Source organism: Jatrophihabitans sp., assembly GCA_036399055.1.
Taxonomy (GTDB): Bacteria; Actinomycetota; Actinomycetes; order Mycobacteriales; family Jatrophihabitantaceae; genus Jatrophihabitans_A.
Genome location: DASWNX010000039.1, coordinates 24,797 through 43,982, shown reverse-complemented (window position 1 = coordinate 43,982; position 19,186 = coordinate 24,797). Strand labels below are relative to the sequence as shown.

General features: G+C 70.5%; 12 protein-coding genes. 6 read left to right on the top strand and 6 right to left on the bottom strand.

Annotated features, from left to right (window positions below; all coding sequences use genetic code 11):
• Positions 1 to 11 precede the first annotated feature (11 nt).
• The 4 genes from VGB75_17695 to VGB75_17680 all read left to right on the top strand — a co-directional run bounded on the left by VGB75_17695 (position 12) and on the right by VGB75_17680 (position 4,145).
• Positions 12 to 1,490, top strand: a complete 1,479-nt coding sequence (locus VGB75_17695; GenBank protein HEY0168883.1) for a glutamate--cysteine ligase — start codon at positions 12 to 14, stop codon at positions 1,488 to 1,490.
• A gap of 226 nt (positions 1,491 to 1,716) precedes the next feature.
• On the top strand, positions 1,717 to 3,396 hold the full coding sequence (locus tag VGB75_17690) for a sodium:solute symporter family protein (protein ID HEY0168882.1): 1,680 nt from the start codon (positions 1,717 to 1,719) through the stop codon (positions 3,394 to 3,396).
• Positions 3,397 to 3,405: 9 nt separating this feature from the next.
• Complete coding sequence (locus VGB75_17685; protein HEY0168881.1) at positions 3,406 to 3,717, top strand: hypothetical protein; 312 nt, start codon at positions 3,406 to 3,408, stop codon at positions 3,715 to 3,717.
• Complete coding sequence (locus VGB75_17680; GenBank protein HEY0168880.1) at positions 3,714 to 4,145, top strand: universal stress protein; 432 nt, start codon at positions 3,714 to 3,716, stop codon at positions 4,143 to 4,145. Before VGB75_17685 ends, VGB75_17680 begins: the two co-directional genes overlap by 4 nt.
• Before the next feature lie 56 nt (positions 4,146 to 4,201).
• Here VGB75_17680 and VGB75_17675 read toward each other — a convergent pair whose 3' ends face one another.
• The 5 genes from VGB75_17675 to VGB75_17655 all read right to left on the bottom strand — a co-directional run bounded on the left by VGB75_17675 (position 4,202) and on the right by VGB75_17655 (position 8,169).
• A complete protein-coding gene (locus VGB75_17675; GenBank protein ID HEY0168879.1) occupies positions 4,202 to 4,405 on the bottom strand; it encodes a hypothetical protein in 204 nt (67 codons plus the stop codon).
• An 85-nt stretch (positions 4,406 to 4,490) separates the two neighbouring features.
• Complete coding sequence (locus VGB75_17670) at positions 4,491 to 5,519, bottom strand: NADP-dependent oxidoreductase (protein HEY0168878.1); 1,029 nt, start codon at positions 5,517 to 5,519, stop codon at positions 4,491 to 4,493.
• 204 nt (positions 5,520 to 5,723) lie between these two features.
• Entirely contained in the window at positions 5,724 to 6,284 is a 561-nt protein-coding gene (locus VGB75_17665) for an FKBP-type peptidyl-prolyl cis-trans isomerase (protein ID HEY0168877.1), read from the bottom strand.
• 90 nt (positions 6,285 to 6,374) lie between these two features.
• Entirely contained in the window at positions 6,375 to 7,403 is a 1,029-nt protein-coding gene (locus tag VGB75_17660; protein ID HEY0168876.1) for a YihY/virulence factor BrkB family protein, read from the bottom strand.
• Between the two features lie 7 nt (positions 7,404 to 7,410).
• The gene (locus VGB75_17655; GenBank protein ID HEY0168875.1) at positions 7,411 to 8,169 is read right to left on the bottom strand and encodes a uracil-DNA glycosylase; all 759 of its coding nucleotides are present in this window, start codon (positions 8,167 to 8,169) and stop codon (positions 7,411 to 7,413) included.
• A 422-nt stretch (positions 8,170 to 8,591) separates the two neighbouring features.
• Between VGB75_17655 and VGB75_17650 the strand changes: the two genes are divergently transcribed.
• Together VGB75_17650 and VGB75_17645 are read left to right on the top strand one after the other, a co-directional pair.
• Positions 8,592 to 9,083 carry a hypothetical protein gene (locus VGB75_17650; GenBank protein ID HEY0168874.1) on the top strand — a complete coding sequence of 164 codons (492 nt, stop codon included), beginning with the start codon at positions 8,592 to 8,594 and terminating at the stop codon, positions 9,081 to 9,083.
• On the top strand, positions 9,080 to 10,255 hold the full coding sequence (locus VGB75_17645; protein HEY0168873.1) for a zinc-dependent alcohol dehydrogenase: 1,176 nt from the start codon (positions 9,080 to 9,082) through the stop codon (positions 10,253 to 10,255). The genes VGB75_17650 and VGB75_17645 overlap by 4 nt, the downstream gene beginning before the upstream one ends.
• A gap of 7 nt (positions 10,256 to 10,262) precedes the next feature.
• Here the strand turns inward: VGB75_17645 and VGB75_17640 are convergent, their stop codons facing one another.
• A complete protein-coding gene (locus VGB75_17640; protein HEY0168872.1) occupies positions 10,263 to 19,016 on the bottom strand; it encodes a hypothetical protein in 8,754 nt (2,917 codons plus the stop codon).
• Between the last annotated feature and the right edge of the window lie 170 nt (positions 19,017 to 19,186).

Here is a 19,186-nt window from a genome sequence, read left to right as displayed (position 1 = left end):
GGCGCCTCGAGATGGGTGACGACGTCGACAGAGTGGAGTTCACCCGGCAGGACCGGCAGTGCTACCGGGAGAAGGTCCGGCGCTGCCTCGATGTCTTCGCCCGGATGCTGACCGAGTCGAAGTTCGACTTCGAACGGCCGATGACCGGCTTGGAGATCGAGTTCAACCTGATCGGAGCAGGCCATGATCCGGCGATGCGCAACGCGGCGGTGCTGCAGGCCATCGCCAACCCCGACTTCCAGACGGAGTTGGGCCAGTTCAACATCGAGATCAACGTCCCGCCGCGGGAGCTGGCCGGGCAGTCGATGCAGGATCTGGAGGCGGTCCTGCGGGCGAGCCTGAACGACGCCGAGGAGCGCTCGCGCAGCCAGGGCGCGCACATCGTGATGATCGGCATCCTGCCGACGCTGACCGCCGCCGACCTGACCTCTGATGCGCTGAGCGCCAACGCCCGCTACGCGCTGCTGAATCAGCAGATCTTCGCCGCCCGCGGCGAAGACCTGCACATCGCCATCGACGGCCCCGAGAAGCTGTCCACCTACGCCGACACCATCGCGCCCGAAGCCGCCTGCACCAGCGTCCAGTTCCACCTGCAGGTCAGCCCTCAGGTGTACGCCAACAACTGGAACGCCGCCCAGAGCATCGCCGGGGTCCAGCTGGCCCTGGGCGCCAACTCGCCGTTCCTGTTCGGCAAGGAGCTCTGGCGCGAGACCCGGATAGCGTTGTTCGAACAAGCCACCGACACCCGGCCGGCCGAGTTGAAGTCCCAGGGGGTGCGGCCGCGGGTCTGGTTCGGCGAACGCTGGATCAACTCGATCTTCGACCAGTTCGAGGAGAACGTCACCTACTTCCCGGCCCTGCTGCCGATCTGCGAGGACGAGGAACCCGCCGAGGTGCTCGACCGCGGTGACACGCCGCGGTTGCAGGAGCTGAGGATGCACAACGGCACCGTCTACCGGTGGAACCGGCCGGTCTATGACGTCTTCCGCGGCAAGCCGCACCTGCGGGTGGAGAACCGGGTGCTGCCGGCCGGGCCGACCGTGGTCGACATCCTGGCCAACGGGGCCTTCTACTACGGCCTGCTCCGGGTGCTGGCCGAGGAGGACCGCCCGATCTGGACCAGGCTCTCCTTCGCCGCCGCCCAGGACAACTTCTACGCCGGCGCGCGGCACGGCATCGACGCCCAGATCTACTGGCCAGGGCTGGGCGAGGTGCCCGCCACCGAGCTGGTGCTGCGCAGGCTGCTGCCGATGGCCTACGAAGGCCTGGACCGGTGGGGCATGGACCCGGCCGTGCGCGACCGGCTGCTGGGCATCATCGAGCAGCGCTGCACCAGCCATGTCAACGGCGCGGAATGGCAGGTCAAGGCCTTCCACCGCATCGATGACGACAAGCGGCCACTTGACCGCCGGGACTCCCTACGCGAGATGCTCGGGCGCTACGTCGAGCACATGCACAGCAACGAGCCGGTGCACACATGGTCGGACTGAGGCGCGCCCAGCGCACAACAATGGCCGCCGCTTGCAAACCTCGTCGGTTTGAGTAGTTTCGCAGGAAGGCTCGAACCGGCAGCCTAGTTCGGGTGCGCTGATGCGGCGATCCGCGCCAGGGCCGGCTCCTCTCCGGCCCGCTCAGGGCTGACCTCTCACCTCTCACCCGGACGGATCCGGCTGCGCGGACACGCCAGCCAGTCGCGGCGTCCAGGAGGTCGGCACTGTGCTTCGGCTCGATGTGAACTTGTTCGACTACACGATTCTGGCGATCTACTTCATCCTCGTCGTGGGGATCGGCGTGATGGCCAGACGTGCGATCGCCACCAGCGAGGACTTCCTGCTCTCGGGCCGGTCGCTGCCCGCCTGGGTCACCGGACTGGCCTTCATCTCGGCCAACCTGGGCGCCATCGAGATCCTCGGCATGGCCGCCAACGGCGCCCAGTACGGCATGGCGACGCTGCACTTCTACTGGATCGGCGCGGTGCCGGCCATGGTGTTCCTCGGCATCGTGATGATGCCGTTCTACTACGGCTCCCGGGTGCGCACCGTTCCGGAATTCCTGTTGCGGCGGTTCAATCGGCCTACCCACCTGTTCAACGCGCTGAGCTTCGCGGCGGCCGCGGTGCTGACCGCCGGCGTGAACCTCTACGCCCTGGCCCTGGTCATCAACGCGCTGATCGGCTGGCCGATCTGGGTCTCCATCATGCTGTCGGCATTGTTCGTGCTGGCCTACATCACCCTGGGCGGGCTGTCCGGGGCGATCTACAACGAGGTGCTGCAGTTCTTCGTCATCGTCGCCGGCCTGATCCCGCTGGTGGTGATCGGCCTGCACAACGTGGGCGGTTACGGCGGGCTGAAAGACAAGGTCGGCCAGACCGAGTTGGGACCGGAGGCCTTCTCCACCTGGGGTGGGACGAACGTCGGAAACTGGACCAACCCGCTGGGTGACTGGATCGGCATCGTGATGGGCCTGGGTTTCGTGCTCTCGTTCGGATACTGGACGACGAACTTCGCCGAGGTCCAGCGCGCCCTGTCGGCCAAGGACCTGTCCGCCGCGCAGCGCACCCCGCTGATCGGCGCGTTCCCGAAGATCTTCATCCCGGCGCTGACCATCCTGCCAGGCCTGATCGCCCTGGTGCTGATACCCAATCTCGGACAGGAAGGCGAGTTCACCTACAACGACGCCATCCCGTTGTTGATGAACCGGTTCCTGCCCAACGGCGCCCTGGGCATCGCGCTGGCCGGCCTGCTCGCCGCGTTCATGGCAGGCATGGCGGCCAATGTCAGCTCGTTCAACACCGTGTTCACCTATGACATCTGGCAAACATATGTGGTCAAGGGCCGCCGGGACAGCTACTACCTGCAGGTCGGGCGGATCGTCACCGTCCTGGGCATCCTGGTCGGTATCGGCACCGCCTTCATCGCCTCGGGCTACAGCAACATCATGAACTACATCCAGTTGCTGTTCTCCTACTTCAACGCACCGCTGTTCGCGACTTTCATCATCGCGATGTTCTGGAAGCGGACCACGCCCTGGGCGGGTTTCTGGGGCCTGGTGGCGGGCACCCTCGGCGCCGGCGTGATGCATTTCGCCGGTTACAACTTCGCCTACTTCTACCCCGGCGGCGTCTACGACCCGACTCACTCGACCATCAACGCGCAGATGCTCAACTTCTACGGAGCGATCACCGCGTTCGTGGCCGACGCCGCGGTCACGGTCGCGGTCACCCTGGTCACCCGGCCCAAGCCGGTGGCCGAGCTGGCCGGCCTGGTGTGGGGCGTGCACGATCCGAGCGCGCCGAATCCCGAGTCGGTGCCCAAGCCGGTCTGGTGGGCCTCACCGAAGCTGCTGGGCTTCACCGCGCTCGGCATCGTCGTCGTCCTGTCCATCATCTTCGCCTAGGAGGCCACCATGTCTGAACCTGTTTCCGGCGCCAGCGCGGCGTCGAACTCGGCTGGCACCTCAGCAGACCCGGACGCGCCCAAGTCCGCGATGTACAAGCTGTTCGACATCCGGTTGCTGATCGGCGGGCTGTTCACCGTCTACGGGGTGATGCTGACCGTCGCCGGCTTCTTCACCTCCGACACCGCCCGGCAGAAGGCCAGTGGGATCAACATCAACCTCTGGCTGGGCCTTGGGATGCTGGTGCTGGGAGGGCTCTTCCTGCTGTGGCGCGCGTTGCGGCCGCTGCGCATCGAGCCGCACCCGGTGAACCCGTCATGACCAGCCCGTCGCAGGTGATCGTGGTCGGCGTCGACGGCTCAGAGACCAGCCGGGACGCGGCGCGCTGGGCACTGAGTCAGGCCGCGCTCACCGGCACCGGCCTGCGCGCGGTGTCGAGCTGGCGCTGGCCCAACTACCTGACCCGGGTGCCACCGGGAGTGGACCTGGCACAGGAGACCGGCGAGGTCCTGGACGAGATCATGGACGGCGTGCTGGCCGAGAACCCGCAGGCGGCCGCCACCGTGCCGGTGACCAAGCACGTCATCGAAGGCCCGGCCGGACCCGCGCTGCTGACCCAGTCCGCCGGCGCCACGCTGCTGGTGGTCGGGGCGCGGGGTCGGGCGGCGTTTCCCGGCATGCTGCTCGGCTCGGTGGCCGAGTACTGCGTCCGGCAGGGCACCTGCCCGGTCGTAGTGGTGCGTGCCTGACTCGATCCCCCGCCGGGCGTGACCGCGCCGCCGGCTGCCGGCCGCCAGGCACGGCCCTAGCGGGTCGGCCGCTCGTCACGCATGACCACGGCCGCGCCGTCCCGAAGCGCGGCCTCGTTCAGGCCGTAGTGGTGCGCGCACCACAGCAGGGAGCCACCGCTGCGCATGACGGTGACCACGACGGCTCGTGCCGAGCACCGGTCGCAGCGGTCGGCGGCGGTCAGCGCGAAGCTGTTTCGTTGTCGAGCATGGGTGCTCATATCGTGGCTCCTGACTGGCGTTGACAGGAATTCGGATCAGCTCACCGTGGTGGATTGGGCCGGCCCCGTGGTATCGCCGCCTGGCTCAGGCCGGGTCCGGCGCCAGCCGGACCACCATCTTGCCGGTGTTGGCGCCGTGCAACATGCCGATGAATGCCGGCACCGCCTGCTCCAGGCCCTCCACCACGGTTTCGGCGACCACCAGCTGGCCCGAGGTCAACCAGCCGGTGACCACGTCTCGGAATTCCGACCGCAGATGGGCCTGGTCGGTGACCAGGAACCCGCGCAAGCTCAACCGCTTGCTGATCGCCAGTGCGAGGTTGGCCGGACCGACCGGCCGCTCGATGCTGTTGTAGAGCGAGATGGCGCCGCACAGGGCTACCCGGCCGTGCACCGACAGCGAATCCAGCGCGGCCTCCAGATGCTCACCCCCGACATTGTCGAAGTACACGTCGATCCCTTGGGGGGCGGCCAGCCGCAGCAGGTCAGCGACCGGGCCTTCGTGATAGTCGAACGCCGCGTCGAAGCCGAGCTCCTCGGTCAGAAAACGCAGCTTCGCAGCCGATCCGGCGCTGCCGACCACCCGAGAGGCGCCACGCAACCGGGCGAACTGGCCCACCAGGCTGCCGACCGCGCCGGCCGCGCCGGAGACGAACACCGACTCCCCCGCCTTGAACCCGGCTACCTCGAACAGCCCGGCATAGGCCGTCAGGCCAGGCATCCCCAGCACGCCGAGGTGACTCGAGGACGACAGCCCGGCCACCAACTCCACCCGCTCGACCTGCCGGGCTGGCGCCAGCGCGTACTCGCGCCACCCGAGCCCGTGCGTGACCAGGCTGCCGACCGGCAGGCCGTCGGCCTGGGAGGCCACGACCTCGCCCACCGCGGCGCCGTCGGCCGGCTGGTTCAGCCGCCAGGGCGGCACGTAGGACGGCACGTCGTTCATCCGGCCGCGCATGTAGGGGTCCACCGACATCGCCACATTGCGCACCAGCACCTGGCCCGGGCCGGGATCGGCCACCTCCGTGCTCACCATCCGGAAGTCCGATTCCACCGGCTCGCCACGCGGCCGGGCGACCAACTGGATCTCGCGGGAGCGGGTAGCCACTGTCATTGCCTCCTGGAATACGCTAAAGCACCAGCATGCCGCACAACGGGCAGTCGGCGCGGCCGATCAGCGCGGTGAGATGGCGCTGAATCCGGTCGCCCGGGTGCGGGAGGGCCGGCAGGGGAAGGCCACAGGGCATCCCCCTGTCTGTCAGCGCTATCAGACAGCAGACAGCTCTGGCGCGGGACTGCGCCGCTTACCGGACCCCGGCTACTTCACGGCGATGAGGTCGACGACGAAGACGATCGGCGCGTCCGGAGGAATGCTGCCGTCCTGACTTCCGGTGCGGCCGTAACCCAACGCCGCAGGCAGGATCATGATGCGGCGACCGCCCACCTTCATCGGCTCGGCCCCCGGCGCGCCACCGATGCCCTGCGTGAAACCCGGCACGACCTGTTGCAGCGAGAAACTGGTGGGGCCGCCGTGGTCCCAGGAGGCGTCGAACTGCTTGCCGTCGGCATAGCGGACACCGACGTACTGGACGGTGACAACGGATTTCGGCGTGGCGGCGGTGCCCGTCCCGGTCACCACATCCTTGACCTGCAGGGCCGTGGGCTTGGTCGCCGACTTGGCGGCCACCCTGGGCTTGGCGGTCAGGTCGGCGGCGCGGTCAAGGACGACCCCGCTGAAGCTGACCTCGGCCGGCGCGGCCGACGAGGCCGGCGCGGTCGCCATCGCGGGCGCGTCTGCCGGCGGGTCGTCACTGGAGCAACCGGTCAACAGCACCGCCGCGCTCAGTGCCACCACAGCCGCCGTCCGCTTGCCGATCATCACAACGCTCCCGCTCCTGGTCGCTCAGCCATCACCTCAGAGTAGTCGGGCGGTCGCGCAGGACTGTCGGCGCGGGAGTCAGCCGGAGCGTCAATCAGGCTCCTGCGCGTCAGGACCCTTCGGCCCGGCCGAGGCATCCGGCTCGTCGAAGTCCACCTCGACCGTCTCGAACTCCTTGTGCTTCTCGGTCATGGGATAGGAGGAGTACGCGCGGCGGTCACCCTCGGTCAGCCGGACATTGTCGGTGAACGGCGCAAGCAGGCTGCGCGGCCACAGTCTCTTGGCCCGCACGACGCTGTACTCGGCGCACAGGACGATGACCAGCGCGCCGAGGTAGATCCAGGCGAGCAGGCCCAGCACCAGTCCGAACACTCCGTAGGTGGCGCTGGCGCCCTTGAGCTCGTGGCCGACGTAGTAGGTGCCGATCTGCTGCAGCACCTGCCAACCCACCGCTGCCGCCAGCGCGCCGCCGCGGACCTGATCAGCCCGGATGTGCTCGGCGGTCATCAGCCGGAACGCCACCACGAACAGCACGGCGTTCACCGCCACCGACAGCACGGTGCTCAGGATCCGAGCTCCGACCCCAAGGTCGCTGCCGTACTCGTCGGCGCTGGTGGTCAGCGCCGACAGCACAGTGGTGGTCAGAACGCCGCCGCCCAGCAGCAACAAGAGCAACAGGCTGATGCCACGCGCCTTGATCGGGTTCGGACGCGCGTTGCGCGGCACCGCCCACACCTTGTTCATCGCGTTCTGGCCCGCCTGGGCGACGCCGAGGCCGCCGTACAGGCTGCCGAGGATTCCGACGACCAGACCCAGCACTTTGCCCTGCAGCGGATCGATGTTGGTCTGCAGCTGCTCGCCGATCACCGGGAACTGGCTGAGTGCGGAATTGAGCACCTGCCGCTGAAGCTCCTCGTTGCCGTAAAGGGCATAACCGAGCACGGTGACCAGCAGCAGCAACAACGGGAAAAGTGAGACGAAGGCGTAGTAGGTGATCAACGCCGCCAACACGTTGCCCTGGTCGTCGATGAACTTATAGATGACCGCCAACGGCAGACCGGCCCACGGATGCCGCCGCTGATACCGGTCCAACGCCGCGGTGATCCTGGCGCCGCTCATCTTCGGCTCACCTTCCGGGCTCTGGACCGGCTCCCGAGGGCAGCAGTCCCGCCGCGGCCCCGGCGGCAGCCAACACCTCTCGCAGCATCGCCGGAGTCAACCGTCCGGTGAAGGTGTTCTGCTGGCTGACGTGGTAGCAACCGAACAGGCTCAGCTCCGGCCCGCCGTCGGCCGCCGGTAGCCGCACCATGACGCCGTGGCCGAACGCCGGCAGCGGACGGGGCAGCCGCCAGGACGACGCCGCCAGCACCGGAAGCAGGGCCTGCCAGCCGAAACCGCCCAGCACCACCACCGTGCGCAGCGTCGGCCGCAGCAGCTGGAGCTCGCGCAGCAGCCACGACCGGCAGGTGTCCCGCTCGGCTGGGGTGGGCCGGTTATCCGGCGGCGCGCAGTGAACCGGAGCGGTGATCCGCACGCCTGACAGGCGCATGCCGTCACCGGCTGACACCGAAGTCGGCTGCGAGGCCAGGCCCACCGCGTGCAGCGCGGCGTAGAGCACGTCACCGGAACGGTCACCGGTGAACATCCGGCCGGTCCGGTTGCCTCCGTGCGCGGCCGGGGCCAACCCGACGATCCCCATCGCGGCGTCCGCCGGCCCGAAGCCGGGCACCGGACGGCCCCAGTAGTCCCAGTCCCGGAAGGCGGCGCGCTTGACCTGCGCCACCTCCTCGCGCCAGGAGACCAGCCGCGGGCAGGCCCGGCAATCGGCGACCGCGGCATCGAGTTCGGCCAAGGACGCGACCTGCGTCGGGCCTCGGCTTGTCATCGATCGATCATAAGTGGGCTACCCGTGGGCCGGGCGAAGCGGTTGCGGCTTTCAGGAGGTGACGGGCACAAACCCCGGTGCACGTGGCATATTTCTTCCCCCAGGCAGCGACTCGCTGGGGGTCATCCCCCTTCGACCCGCAAGGCGTCGCCGGCACGAGGACCGGCGTGCGGGCGCGAAGTCGGGGCAGCGCCGGTTCACACCCGCGACACGGCAGGGAGGGCGAGGGTGACACTTATCGGTTCGACGGCGGCAAGGACGGGGTGTGGTGGCGACCAAGCCGCCTTGACTGCGCAGGGCCGGACGCGAAGACTCCTGGTGTCGCGTAGCTGGGACCGGGGCGCGGCGCACAGCGTGAAGCGCGCCTGTAAAGCTCGGCGCATCAGGCGTCGGCCGTGCGGCGGTCGGCCAGGAGTCCCAAAATGAAGGTATTCAGATTCCCCGCCTTGCTCCGGTCCTGCGGCGCCTCTTCGGCCAAGGCGCTCCGGCGCCGGCTGTCTGAGCGGGTTGAGGCGTCTGGATGGGTTGACGAGGAAACGCTGTCAGACCCCTCTCAATGGCAGAGCGTCACAATTCTGGCAACGCCGGAAGCCATTGCCCCGCAGGGCCGGTTGCCCGAGCCGCTGGCCAAGCTGGCTGGGCTGATCGAGACCAGGTTTGCCCCGGCGCCGGGCGACCGCGGCACCCGACTCTCAGCGCGTACCAGACCGGGCCCCAAACCCGACTCGACGATGTGGAAGGGCGAAGACCCGCACCGCCAGATCCGCAACGCGCTGCTGCACGCCAAGCAACTCGTCGAGGTCGGTGAGGTGCTGGCCATCGAACCGCAGCCGGCCGGCAAACGGAGACAGCCGGCTGCGGGCCTGCTGGTGGATCTGATGACCGGTGACACCGATCAGGAAGGCGTGCTGTGAAGGCGTTGTGCTGGTCGGGCGTCGATGAGTTGTCGGTCGAGACGGTTCCCGATCCGCGGCTGCTCAACGCTCACGACGCCATCGTCAAGGTGCGGTTGAGCTCGGTCTGCGGTTCGGACCTGCATGTGCTGGGCGGCTACCTGCCCACGATGCGCCCCGGCGACGTGCTAGGTCACGAGTTCATGGGCGAGGTGGTCGAGGTCGGCTCAGCCGTGACCCGCCGCCATGTCGGGGACCGGGTGGTGGTCTGCTCGTTCATCAGCTGCGGGCACTGCTGGTACTGCCGTCATCAGCTTTTCTCCCTGTGTGACAACGGAAATCCGAATCCAGCGGTTTCTGAGAGCTTGTGGGGCCACGCCACCGGCGGCTGCTACGGCTACTCGCACGCTCTCGGCGGCTTCGCCGGCAGCCACGCCGACTACATCCGGGTCCCCTACGCCGATCAGGGGATGTTCCTGATTCCGGACGAGGTCGATGACCTGACCGCGCTGTTCGCATCCGACGCCGCGCCCACCGGCTGGATGGGCGCTGACCTCGGCGGCGTCCAACCCGGCGATGTGGTGGCGGTCTGGGGCGCCGGGGCGGTGGGACAACTCGCCGCCCAGGCCGCGACCTCGCTCGGCGCGGCCGAGGTCATCGTCATCGACGGCGTCCCCGAGCGGCTGGGCCAGGCGGGCGCCCAGCCCGGCACGCAGCTCATCGACTACCGCACCAGTGACGTCTCTGCCGAGCTGCGTGAGCGAACCGGCGGCCGCGGCCCCGACGTCTGCATCGAGGCGGTCGGAATGGTCTCGGGCAGCCCGTCACCGCTGTACGGCTATGACCAGTTCAAACAGCAACGGCGGCTGGGCACCGACCGGCCGCTCGCGCTGCGCGAGGCGATCTTCACATGCCGAAAAGGGGGCAGCGTCTTCGTGCTGGGCGTGTTCGGCGGCGTGGTCGACAAGTTCCCGTTGGGCGCGATCATGAACAAGGGCCTGACCCTGCGCAGCGCGCAGCAGCACGGTCACCGCTACATCCCGATGCTGTTGCAGCGGATGGCACGCGGTGAGTTGCAGACCCGGCACCTGGCCACCCACGTGATGCCGCTGGCCAAGGCCGCGCACGGCTACGACCTGTTCAAGAACCACAAGGACGGCTGTGTCCGGGCGGTGTTCGAACCCGGTCAGTGAGCCGGTCTCATCCGGTGCGTCGACGGCCGGACAGCCGCAGGCCCAGACCCGCCAGCAGCAACAGCAGCGCCAGCGCGACCGGCTGGCCCAGCTCGCGCCCGGTGCGGGGCAGCGATCCCGCGCCCGAGCCAGACGGCCCGGCGCCGGACGGTCCCGAACCAGACGGCCCCGAGCCAGACGGTCCCGAACCAGACGGCCCGGAGCCAGCCGATCCCGAACCAGACGATCCCGAGCCGGACAGGCTCACCGTCAGGATGGCCGCGTCGCTCGCGACGACGGTGCTCGAGCTCTGGCCCCCACCACCGGTGACGGTGGCGACGTTGCGGATCACTGTTGCCGGCGCTGCCGAAACCAGCGTCACCAAGGTGATCGGCGACGCGGGCCCGATCGGCAGAGAAGCCTGGTGCGCGCAGCGCAGCACCGTCCCGGCCCGGGTGCAGAGCCAGCCGTCGCCCGTGGCCGAGGCGTAGCTCAGGCCGGTCGGCAGCGGATCGGTGACGATCACCGGCGCCACCGTGGCGTTCTGGCCCTGGTTGGTCACCGTCAGCCGGTAGCTGGCCACGCCGTTGACGTAGGAGATCAGCGACTTGCCCAACCTGAGCGCCACCGACGGCTGCACCGGCGCGGTGTCCGAACCGGTCGCCGGCGACGAGCCCGGACCGGTGACGGTGGCGGCGCTGGTCACCTCCGGGTAGGCGCGGGCCGTCACCGCGACGGTCACCGTGATGCTGGTGGTCCCGGCCACCGGCAGCGCCCCGTCGTGATCGCAGGTCAACTGCTGGCCGCTGACCACACAGCTCCAGCCCGCTCCGGCGGCCGAGCGGTAGCTGAGGCCGTCCGGCAAGGTGTCAGACACTCGGATCGGTCCAGGGCTGGCGGTCGGGCCGGAGTTGGTGACGGTGATCAGATAGCTCGCTGACCGCCCCACCGCCAGATCACCCTGGTGCTTGAGGGTGATCCCGAGTTGGGCTGCCGGGTCCACCGCGAGCTGGTCGGTGGCGTCGGCGCTGCCGGTGAGCGCCGGATCGCCCGAGCTCACCGTGGCAGGGTTGGCCACGCTGGGATAAGCCGCCGCGCCGACCAGCACGCGCAGGGTCAGGGCGGCGCTGTCCGCGCCGGCAGCCACCGGATCGCTGAGCGCGCAGCTGACCAGCTGGTCGGCGTCGGCGGCGCAGGTCCAGCCGCTGCCGGCGCCCGAGACGAAGCTCAGGCCGGCCGGCAACGGGTTGCTGATCGTGAGTTGACCGGCAGTCGAGGGCCCGGCGTTGCGCACTCGCAGGGTGAAGTCCATGGGCTCACCGACCCGCCCGTTGCCGGTGTGCAGCATCGCCAAGCTGAGGTCAGCCAGCTTTCCGACCACCACCGTGGCCGAGCCGCTGGCGGGCGTGCCCGGGGTGGGCGAGCTGGCGAGCGCCTGGTTGGTCTCGGCGCCTGCTGGGCTCAGCGGATCGAGCTGCACCTGCAGCTGCAGCACCGGCGCTGTCTCACCGACGGCCAGCGACTGGTCCAAAGCGCAGGTCACCGTCTGGCGCGCCGTCGCTGACGGCGGCGCCGGAGCCGCGTCGGCTGAGCAGTCCCAGCCACCGCTGGCCGACAGATAACTCTGGTAGCTGGGCAGCGTGTCGGTGACGGTGATGGGCCCGGCTGCGTCACTGGGACCGGTGTTGCTCACCGTCAGCTGCCAGCCCAGGCTCTCACCGGCGTCGGCCTGCGGGCGGGTCGGCGCGACCACCAGCGCCAGCTCGGCCTGGGCTCGCACCGCGACCGGCACCGGTGACGGGTTCGTCCGGCTGCCTGCCGTGCTGGATTCGATGCCGGCATTGTTGACCAGGGTCGCGGCCCCGGCCGGCAGGGTCACCGGCGTCGACGCCGAGACCTGCGTGTTCAGCACCAGGTCCGGCGCCGTGGCGCCGGCGGCCAGCCGATCACGCGCGCATACCACCGACTGCCCGGCCACCGAGCAGGCCCAGCCGCTGCCGGTGTAGGACCGGAAGCTCAGCTGGGCCGGCAGCGTGTCGGTGACGGTGACGGTGACGGCATCGCTGGGACCGGCGTTGCTGGCCGAGAGCACGAAGCTGGCGGTGGCGCCGGCCAGCACCGGCGTTGGCGTGCTCAGGGTCTTGGTCAGGCTCAGCGCCGCGCTGGTGAGCACTCCGACCTGGTCGGTGTCGGCGTTGTCGGCCAGGTCGGAGTCGGCGGCGCCGCTGCTCACCGTCGCGGTGTTGGCGATGGTGGCCGGTCCGGTGTCGGGGCTCAGGCGCACCACGACGTCGAGCCTGCCGGCCCCGGCGCCGGCAGCCAGGCCGGCTGCCAGGACGCAGCTGAGCACCCTGGCGCCGCTGGCGTAGTCACAGCTCCAGCCGGCGCCGGTGGCGGAGTCAAAGCTCATGCCGGCCGGCAGCGAGTCGAGCACCGTGACCGGGCCGGTGATGTCGGAGGGCCCGGCGTTGTGGACTGCCAGCTCGAAGGTCAGCAGGTTGCCGGCGATCGCGCTGCCGGTGTGCGAGGCCGCGATCGAGAGGTCGGCGACCTGGGACACCGAGGAGTCATCGACATCGCTGTTGTTTGCAGGCACCGGGTCAGGGGTGCTGGCCGACACCGTCGCGGTGTTGGAGGCCGGGCCCACGAAGCCGGCCGCCAGGTTGACCGACAGGGTGAACGATGAGCCGGCGCCGGCCACGAGCGATGCCGAGTAACCGCAACTGACCTGCTGCCCGGCCGCCGAGCAGGTCCAGTTCGGGTCAGTGGAGTCGAAGGAGTGATAGCTCAGCCCGGCCGGCAAGGTGTCGCTGACTGCGACCCCGCTCGCGTCGGACTCACCGGCGTTGCGCACCTGGATCTGGTAGTCGGCCCGGCCGCCGGCGACGAACGGGTCGGTCAGGTGCAGCTTCTGAATCACCAGGTCGGCGCGCAGCGACGGCGTGTCGGTCTGGACGTCGAAGTTGTTGGCGGGAGTGGGGTCGGCGGTGGGCGCTGCCACGCTGGCTGTGGCGGTGACCGGCCCGGTCTGGGAGGAGGCGATGGCCACCGTCACCGACACGGCGGCCGGCGCCGCGCCGACGCTGAGCGGGCCGGGCATCGTGCAGTGCAGGACGGCGCCAGTGGTTCCAGCCGCGATCGGGTCGCAGCTCCAGCCGGCGCCGGAGGCCGACACGAAGCTGCTGCCCGCCGGCAGCGAGGCGTCGACGCTGATCGGGCCGACCGCGTTGGAAGGACCGGAGTTGGTGACGGCCACCTGGTAGCTGGCTGGCGCTCCGGCGATCAGCTGGGGCGAGGCGAGGCCGACGGTGACCGCCAGGTCCGCGCGGGCGCGCACGGTCGCGACGGCGTTGGCGCTGTTGTTGGCGGTGGCGGGGTCCTGGGTTCGCGCGCTGACGGTCGCGACGCTGGACAGCGTGCTGCCCTCAGGCGCCGAGGGATCCACCGAGTAGCCGATCGTGATGGCCGGGAAGGACGCGCCGCTGGCCAGGGTGTCGCCGGCCGCGGTGCGCTGGCAGCTGATCGGCGAGGCGGTGCTGCAGGACCAGCCGGCGCCCGAGGCGCTGATCGAGCTCACCGCGCTGGGCGAGGGGTTGCTGAACTGGTCGACGACGGTGAACGGACCGGTGGCCGGGTTCGGCCCGTTATTGCGCACCGTGAGCACCCAGCTGCCGCTGCCGCCGGCGACCGGCGCCGCTCCGACCGCCTTGGTCAGGCTCAGGTCGGCGGAGGCGATGCGCGCCGCGGCGCTGCCCGGGCCGGCGGTGTAGCCGCCGGCGCCGTTGGCGCTGGCGCCGGTGGCGTCCTGCGCGCTGGAGGAGGCCGAGTTGGTGTGGTTGACGGTCAGGCCCACGCCGGGTGACCCGCTCACGCCAGGCTGGGGTGTCGCGGTGAACGCGATGGTCAGCGCCGCTGTCGGGTTGAGGGCGCCCAAGCCGGTCCAGCTCAGTGTCTGAACCGCGCCGGCGCTGACCACCGCCGGCTCGACCGCGGTGGCGGGACCGCCTGCGACCGACACCCGCGCGCTGCCGGCGTCATAGCTCCAGTTCGGCGGCAACGTGTCGGTGCTGGCGACCTGGTAGGCCACTCCTGAGCCGGTGTTGCGCACCGTCACCAGCCAGCTGAACGACTCGCCGATGTAGGCGGTGCTGGTGGCCGGCGTCGACTTGGTGGTCGTCACCCTGGGGAAGTACGCGGTGATCGTGGCGGTCGCGCTCGGCCCGGTGTAGTGCCGGCCGCCGACCGGCAACGAGTCATAGCCGGTGATCCGCGCGGTGTTGACCAGCGCCGCGGCCGTCACCGAGCCCGACGGAGCCAGGGTGGCGGTGTAGCTGAGTCCCGGCAGCGAGGCGCCCTTGGCGAGCGGGCCCGGCAGGGTCCAGGACAGCACCCCACCGCCAGTGGTGGGGTGCGCGCCGCTGACGCTGCCGCCGCCGGAGACGCTGGCCGGGTCGACGACGACACCGGCCGGCACCGTGTCGGTGACCGTGATGTTGTGGGCGGCGCTCGTGGCAGCGGTGTTGCGGTTGCTGACCGTGACGGTGTAGCCGAAGCTCTGGCCGGGTTCGGGATGCAGCCTGCTTACTGCCTTGGCCACCGACAGTCCCGGCTCGAGCACCGTGACAGCCGCGGCCGCGCTCGGGCTCGACTGCTCGTAGGCCGCGCCTGCCCCGGCCGGAGGCGTCCGGGCGGCGTTGTCCCAGCCGACGCGCGCGGAGTTGGGCAGCACCGAGCCGGCGCTGACGCCGGCGATGTCGGCGACGCGCGCCGAGTACTGGACGCTGACCGTCCTGGTCTGGCTGGCGGTGGGCACGTCGCCGAGCAGCCAGCCGATCAGGGTGGCGGCGCCCGCTCCGGCGGCCGAGGACAGCCGGACGGCGGTGTCAGGAGTGCACGGCGAGCTGTCTGCGTAGGCGCAGCTGATCGCAGCCTGCGTCACCGAACTGGGGTCGATGCCGGCCGGCAGCTGGTCGATCAGCGACAGGTTGTAGAAGTTCACTCCAGCCGGCAGCACCGCCGAGGTGGTGTAGTTCACGACGCCGCCGACCGTGGCCGAGGCCGGCGCGACCGACGTCAGCGCGGTGGCGCCGACGACCAGGACCGTGCTGGTGGCGCCGGCGCTGTACTGCCGGCCGGCCGGGTTGCCCTGCTGGGCAGGCGAGGTGCGGACGCCGGTCAGGCTGTTGCCGGTGAGCGCGGCGAGGTTGGGATAACTGGCCTTGCCCGACGCCGACGGGTCGACGGTGACGTTGTAGGCCAGGCTGCGCGACGAGCCGCCGGCCAGGTCGCCGACGTTCCAGCTGAGCAGGGTCGTGCCCGGGGGGCAGCCGTTGCTGCCGTCCCCCGCGGTGGCCGCGGCGGCGCTCACCCCGGCAGGCGGCGTGGCGTAGCCGGTGAAGGTCAGGCCCGGCGGGAGGCAGTCGGCCACCCAGCTGTCGTGCAGCGCCGGCCGGCCGGCGGCGTTGGCCGCCTTCACCAGATAGGAGACGCTCTGGCCGCCGGCCACGCCGGCGCCGGCGTCATTGGTCTTGGTCAGCGAGGGCAGGGGCTCCACGTCGGTGACGCTGGAGGCCGCCGTCCGGGCCGGCAGCAGGGCGCCACCGGTGACCGCGGTGGCGCTGCTGAACGCGGCGGTGCTGGTACGGCTCACCCCATGCTGGTTCGCCGCCACCGAAGCCAGGCGGGCGGTGATCGTCAGGGCGAACAGGTGGTCGGCGCCGGTGCTGTTGTCATAGCTGGCCGGCCAACGGATGCTCGGCGCGGCGGGGTCGAAGGTGAAGCCGGCGGGCAGCGGCTGGTCGGCCGGCGACCCGGCGTCTGCGGTGTACGTCGCGACGGCGCTGACCAGTGACAGCCCGGCAGGCAACGGGCTGCTGAGAAAGGCGTTGTAGACGCTCGAGCCGGCAGGAACCCGAGCGGTGACCGTCCAGCTCAGCTGCTCGCCGATGGTGGCCTGAGTGCTGCCGGCAGGGCTCGGCTCGGCGCCGATGTTGCCGGTCTCGGCGACGGCGGAGCTGACACCGGAGCTGACGGTGACATTGCGGAGGTAGACGTCACTGGTGTCCCTGGCGGCCGGGGCGTCGTACTGGCCGGGCAGGACGGTGCTCTCGATGTTGGCGCTCGGGTAGAAGGTGGCGCTGCCGGTCCCGGCTCCGGGCAGGTCGGTGCCCGCGGAGTACGAGCGCACCGCGGCGGTGTTGTCGAAGACCGTCGAGACGCTCACCCCGGCTGGAATGGTCACGGTGTACCGGTAGCTCTTGCGGGCGCCGGCGGGCAGCGCGGCGCCGCTCCACACCAGGGCGCTCAGGCTGGAGTCGCCGGTGAAGGCCGGGTGCCCTGGCGCCGCCGGATCGGTGCAGACGCCGGCGTCGCTGACGGCGCTCAGCTGGGCGCACCGCAGGCCTGCGGGCAGCACGTCCCACAGTCGCAGGTCATCGACGGCGACAGCGTTGCTGGTGGCGGCGCTGCCGGTGTTGTCGACCTCGATCTCGAACACCACCGAATCGCCCTGGCGGACCAGCACGTGGTCAGCGTTGGGGCCCGGCGCCGGCACGGCGCCGTTGAGGCTGGCCACCCCCTTGGCTATCGCGACCGGCGGCGCGGCCGCTATCTGAAAGTCGGCGCCGGCCCGCAGCGAGCTGGCCTTTCCCGCGCTGTCGGTGCTGCGCAGCTTGGCGATGTTGCCCAGCTTGTCCGGCGCGGGGCCAGGCGCCGGAGCCGTCACCAGGACGCTGAAGCGGACCACGAACACCTTGCCCGCGGCCACCGTGGTGGACCCGTCGGCCTGGGTCGTCCCCAGCCGCCAGCTGAGCGCTCCGCTGGCGGCCGCGGCCGCGTCGAAGCTGATCTGCGCCGGGTCGACGGTGTTGGCGGCCGGGTAACTGACACTGCCGTCCTCGTAGGCGGTGTCGACTGGCAGGAAGTCAGTCAGCACCGCGTTGCGGGTCTGGTTGACCGCTGACAACCCGACCCGCAGCTGGAAGCAGATCCGATCGCCCTTGGCGAACACCGGGTTGCCCGCGCCGTAGCTGAGACCGGGGGCCGAGCAGTCCATCGGGGTGGTGCGCGCGGCGACCGAGGCGCTCAGGGTGCTGGTGGAGCTGGTCTGGGTCGCCGAGCTGGCATCGCGGACCGGCTGGTCCGCGGTCACGCCGGTGCCCGGCGCCGGTGTCGAGGTTCCCTGCCCGGTCGCGGTGTTGGTGAAGCTGTCGCCGGCCGCCGGCGGCAACCCGGCCAGGGGGCCGCCGGTGTAGCTGGCCCGGTTGCGGGCGGCGTAGGTGATGCTCAGTGAGCCGTTGCGGGGCACCGCGACCGGCTGGAAGACGACGGTGAAGCTGCCGTCGGGGTTCTGGCTGACCGACTGGTAAGGCAGTGACGGCGCGAAGCCGGCGCCCGGCGCGCAGTCGGCCGGGGCCCCGGCGGCGTGGTTGCCGTTCTCGTCCAGCGGGCAGGTCCCGTTGGGCAGCACATCGGTGATCACGATGGCCGAGGCGTCGGTGTACTCCCCCGAGTCCAGGCGCAGGGTGTAACCGGCGAGGCCGCCGGCCACGAACTCCGACGGGGTGACCGACTTCTGGATCCGCAGATCGTGCACGCTCACCTGATGGCTGGTGTCCGACACACTGGCCGCGCCGCCGATGGCGGCGCCGGTGTAACTGCCCTCGGCGTGGGCGTAATTGACCAGCGGGGCTGCGTCGTTGAGCTGACGGGTGCTCGCGCCGGTGTTGTTGTCGAGGTTGGCGGCCTGGCCGAGCGAGGCGGGGCTCGGGCCGGAGGCGAACAGCGCGTTCTGCCTCAGCGCGACGGCGGCGGCATAGCGGATGGTGCTGACCTGGCCGGCGGCGAGCGTGCCCAGCGTCCAGGTCAGCTTGGTGTAGACGCCGGGTGGGTAGCTGACGGTTCCGTTCGCGGGCGGGTTGAGCACGGTGTCCACCGAGGTGGGCGCCAGGCAGTCAGTGCCTACCGCGGGAGTCGTGCTGAGCCGCGCGGCCCCGGGGTACTCCACGGTCGCGCCGGCGGTGTTGTCCAGCTGGCCGCAGCCGAGGAACTCCTGCGCGGCCGGCAGGTAGTCCAGCACGGTGACGCCGGTGGTGGCGGCCTGGCTGCTGTTGCCCAGCCGCAGGGTGTAGACCGTGGAATGCTGGTGCGCGCCGCGTAGCAGCTTGGCGGCCGGGCTGGACTCGGTCTTGCTCAGCTGCAAGGCGGTGATCACGGTCGAGCCCTGATTGCTGGCCGCCGGTTGGATCCGGGAGTCGGCGATCGGCAGGCCGGCCGCCGTGAAGTGCGCGACGTAGCGCGGCTCGGTGCTGGCATAGGCGGTGATGACGTTGTTCGCCGTGCTGCCGACCGGCAGGCTCGCGGTGGCCGAGAAGCTGAGGCTGGCCGAGGATCCTATGGCCAGGTCGAAGACGTCGCTCCAGATGAGGGTCTGCCGGCCGTTGCCGGGGTCGGTCAGGACGGTCGGCTCGCCCAGGTCGGCGGGCGTGGTCGAGCCGGGTTGGTAGGTCAGGCCCGGCGGCAGCAGATCGCGAAACGAGGTGTTGTACTCCGGTTGCGCACCGGCGGCCGAGGGGTTCGCGGCGGTCAGGGTGAAGCTCACCGGCTTGCCGGCGAGCACGGTGGCCGGCGCCTGCAAGCTCGCCGTGATCGCGGGCGAGGCAGCCGAGGCTCGCGGCGCCTGCAGCATGCTAGTGCTCAGGCTCGCCACGACGCAGGCCGTGACCAGCGCGGTCGCCCGGCGCGCCGGAGACCTCCACTTCATCACGCACCGTTTCCATGACATACGCGCAGCGTAACCGATGTGAGATTCAGATGAGGTGCGAACGGTTCCCTGGCTGCCTCGCCACCCGCCCGCTTCGCCGCTTTCAGCCGCGGGTGCCGCGGCCCGGGACTCCCGGACTTCCAACCGGCCGACTGCCGCCTTCCGGGCACGGACAGAGAAACACTCGCCAA

Coding starts and splice junctions, on each gene's coding strand:
- VGB75_17680 (HEY0168880.1), top strand. CDS start 3,714: ATGACCAGCCCGTCGCAGGTGATCGTGGTCGGCGTCGACGGCTCAGAG.
- VGB75_17670 (HEY0168878.1), bottom strand. CDS start 5,519: ATGACAGTGGCTACCCGCTCCCGCGAGATCCAGTTGGTCGCCCGGCCG.
- VGB75_17640 (HEY0168872.1), bottom strand. CDS start 19,016: ATGTCATGGAAACGGTGCGTGATGAAGTGGAGGTCTCCGGCGCGCCGG.
- VGB75_17665 (HEY0168877.1), bottom strand. CDS start 6,284: ATGATCGGCAAGCGGACGGCGGCTGTGGTGGCACTGAGCGCGGCGGTG.
- VGB75_17660 (HEY0168876.1), bottom strand. CDS start 7,403: ATGAGCGGCGCCAGGATCACCGCGGCGTTGGACCGGTATCAGCGGCGG.
- VGB75_17695 (HEY0168883.1), top strand. CDS start 12: ATGGGTGACGACGTCGACAGAGTGGAGTTCACCCGGCAGGACCGGCAG.
- VGB75_17685 (HEY0168881.1), top strand. CDS start 3,406: ATGTCTGAACCTGTTTCCGGCGCCAGCGCGGCGTCGAACTCGGCTGGC.
- VGB75_17655 (HEY0168875.1), bottom strand. CDS start 8,169: ATGACAAGCCGAGGCCCGACGCAGGTCGCGTCCTTGGCCGAACTCGAT.
- VGB75_17650 (HEY0168874.1), top strand. CDS start 8,592: ATGAAGGTATTCAGATTCCCCGCCTTGCTCCGGTCCTGCGGCGCCTCT.
- VGB75_17675 (HEY0168879.1), bottom strand. CDS start 4,405: ATGAGCACCCATGCTCGACAACGAAACAGCTTCGCGCTGACCGCCGCC.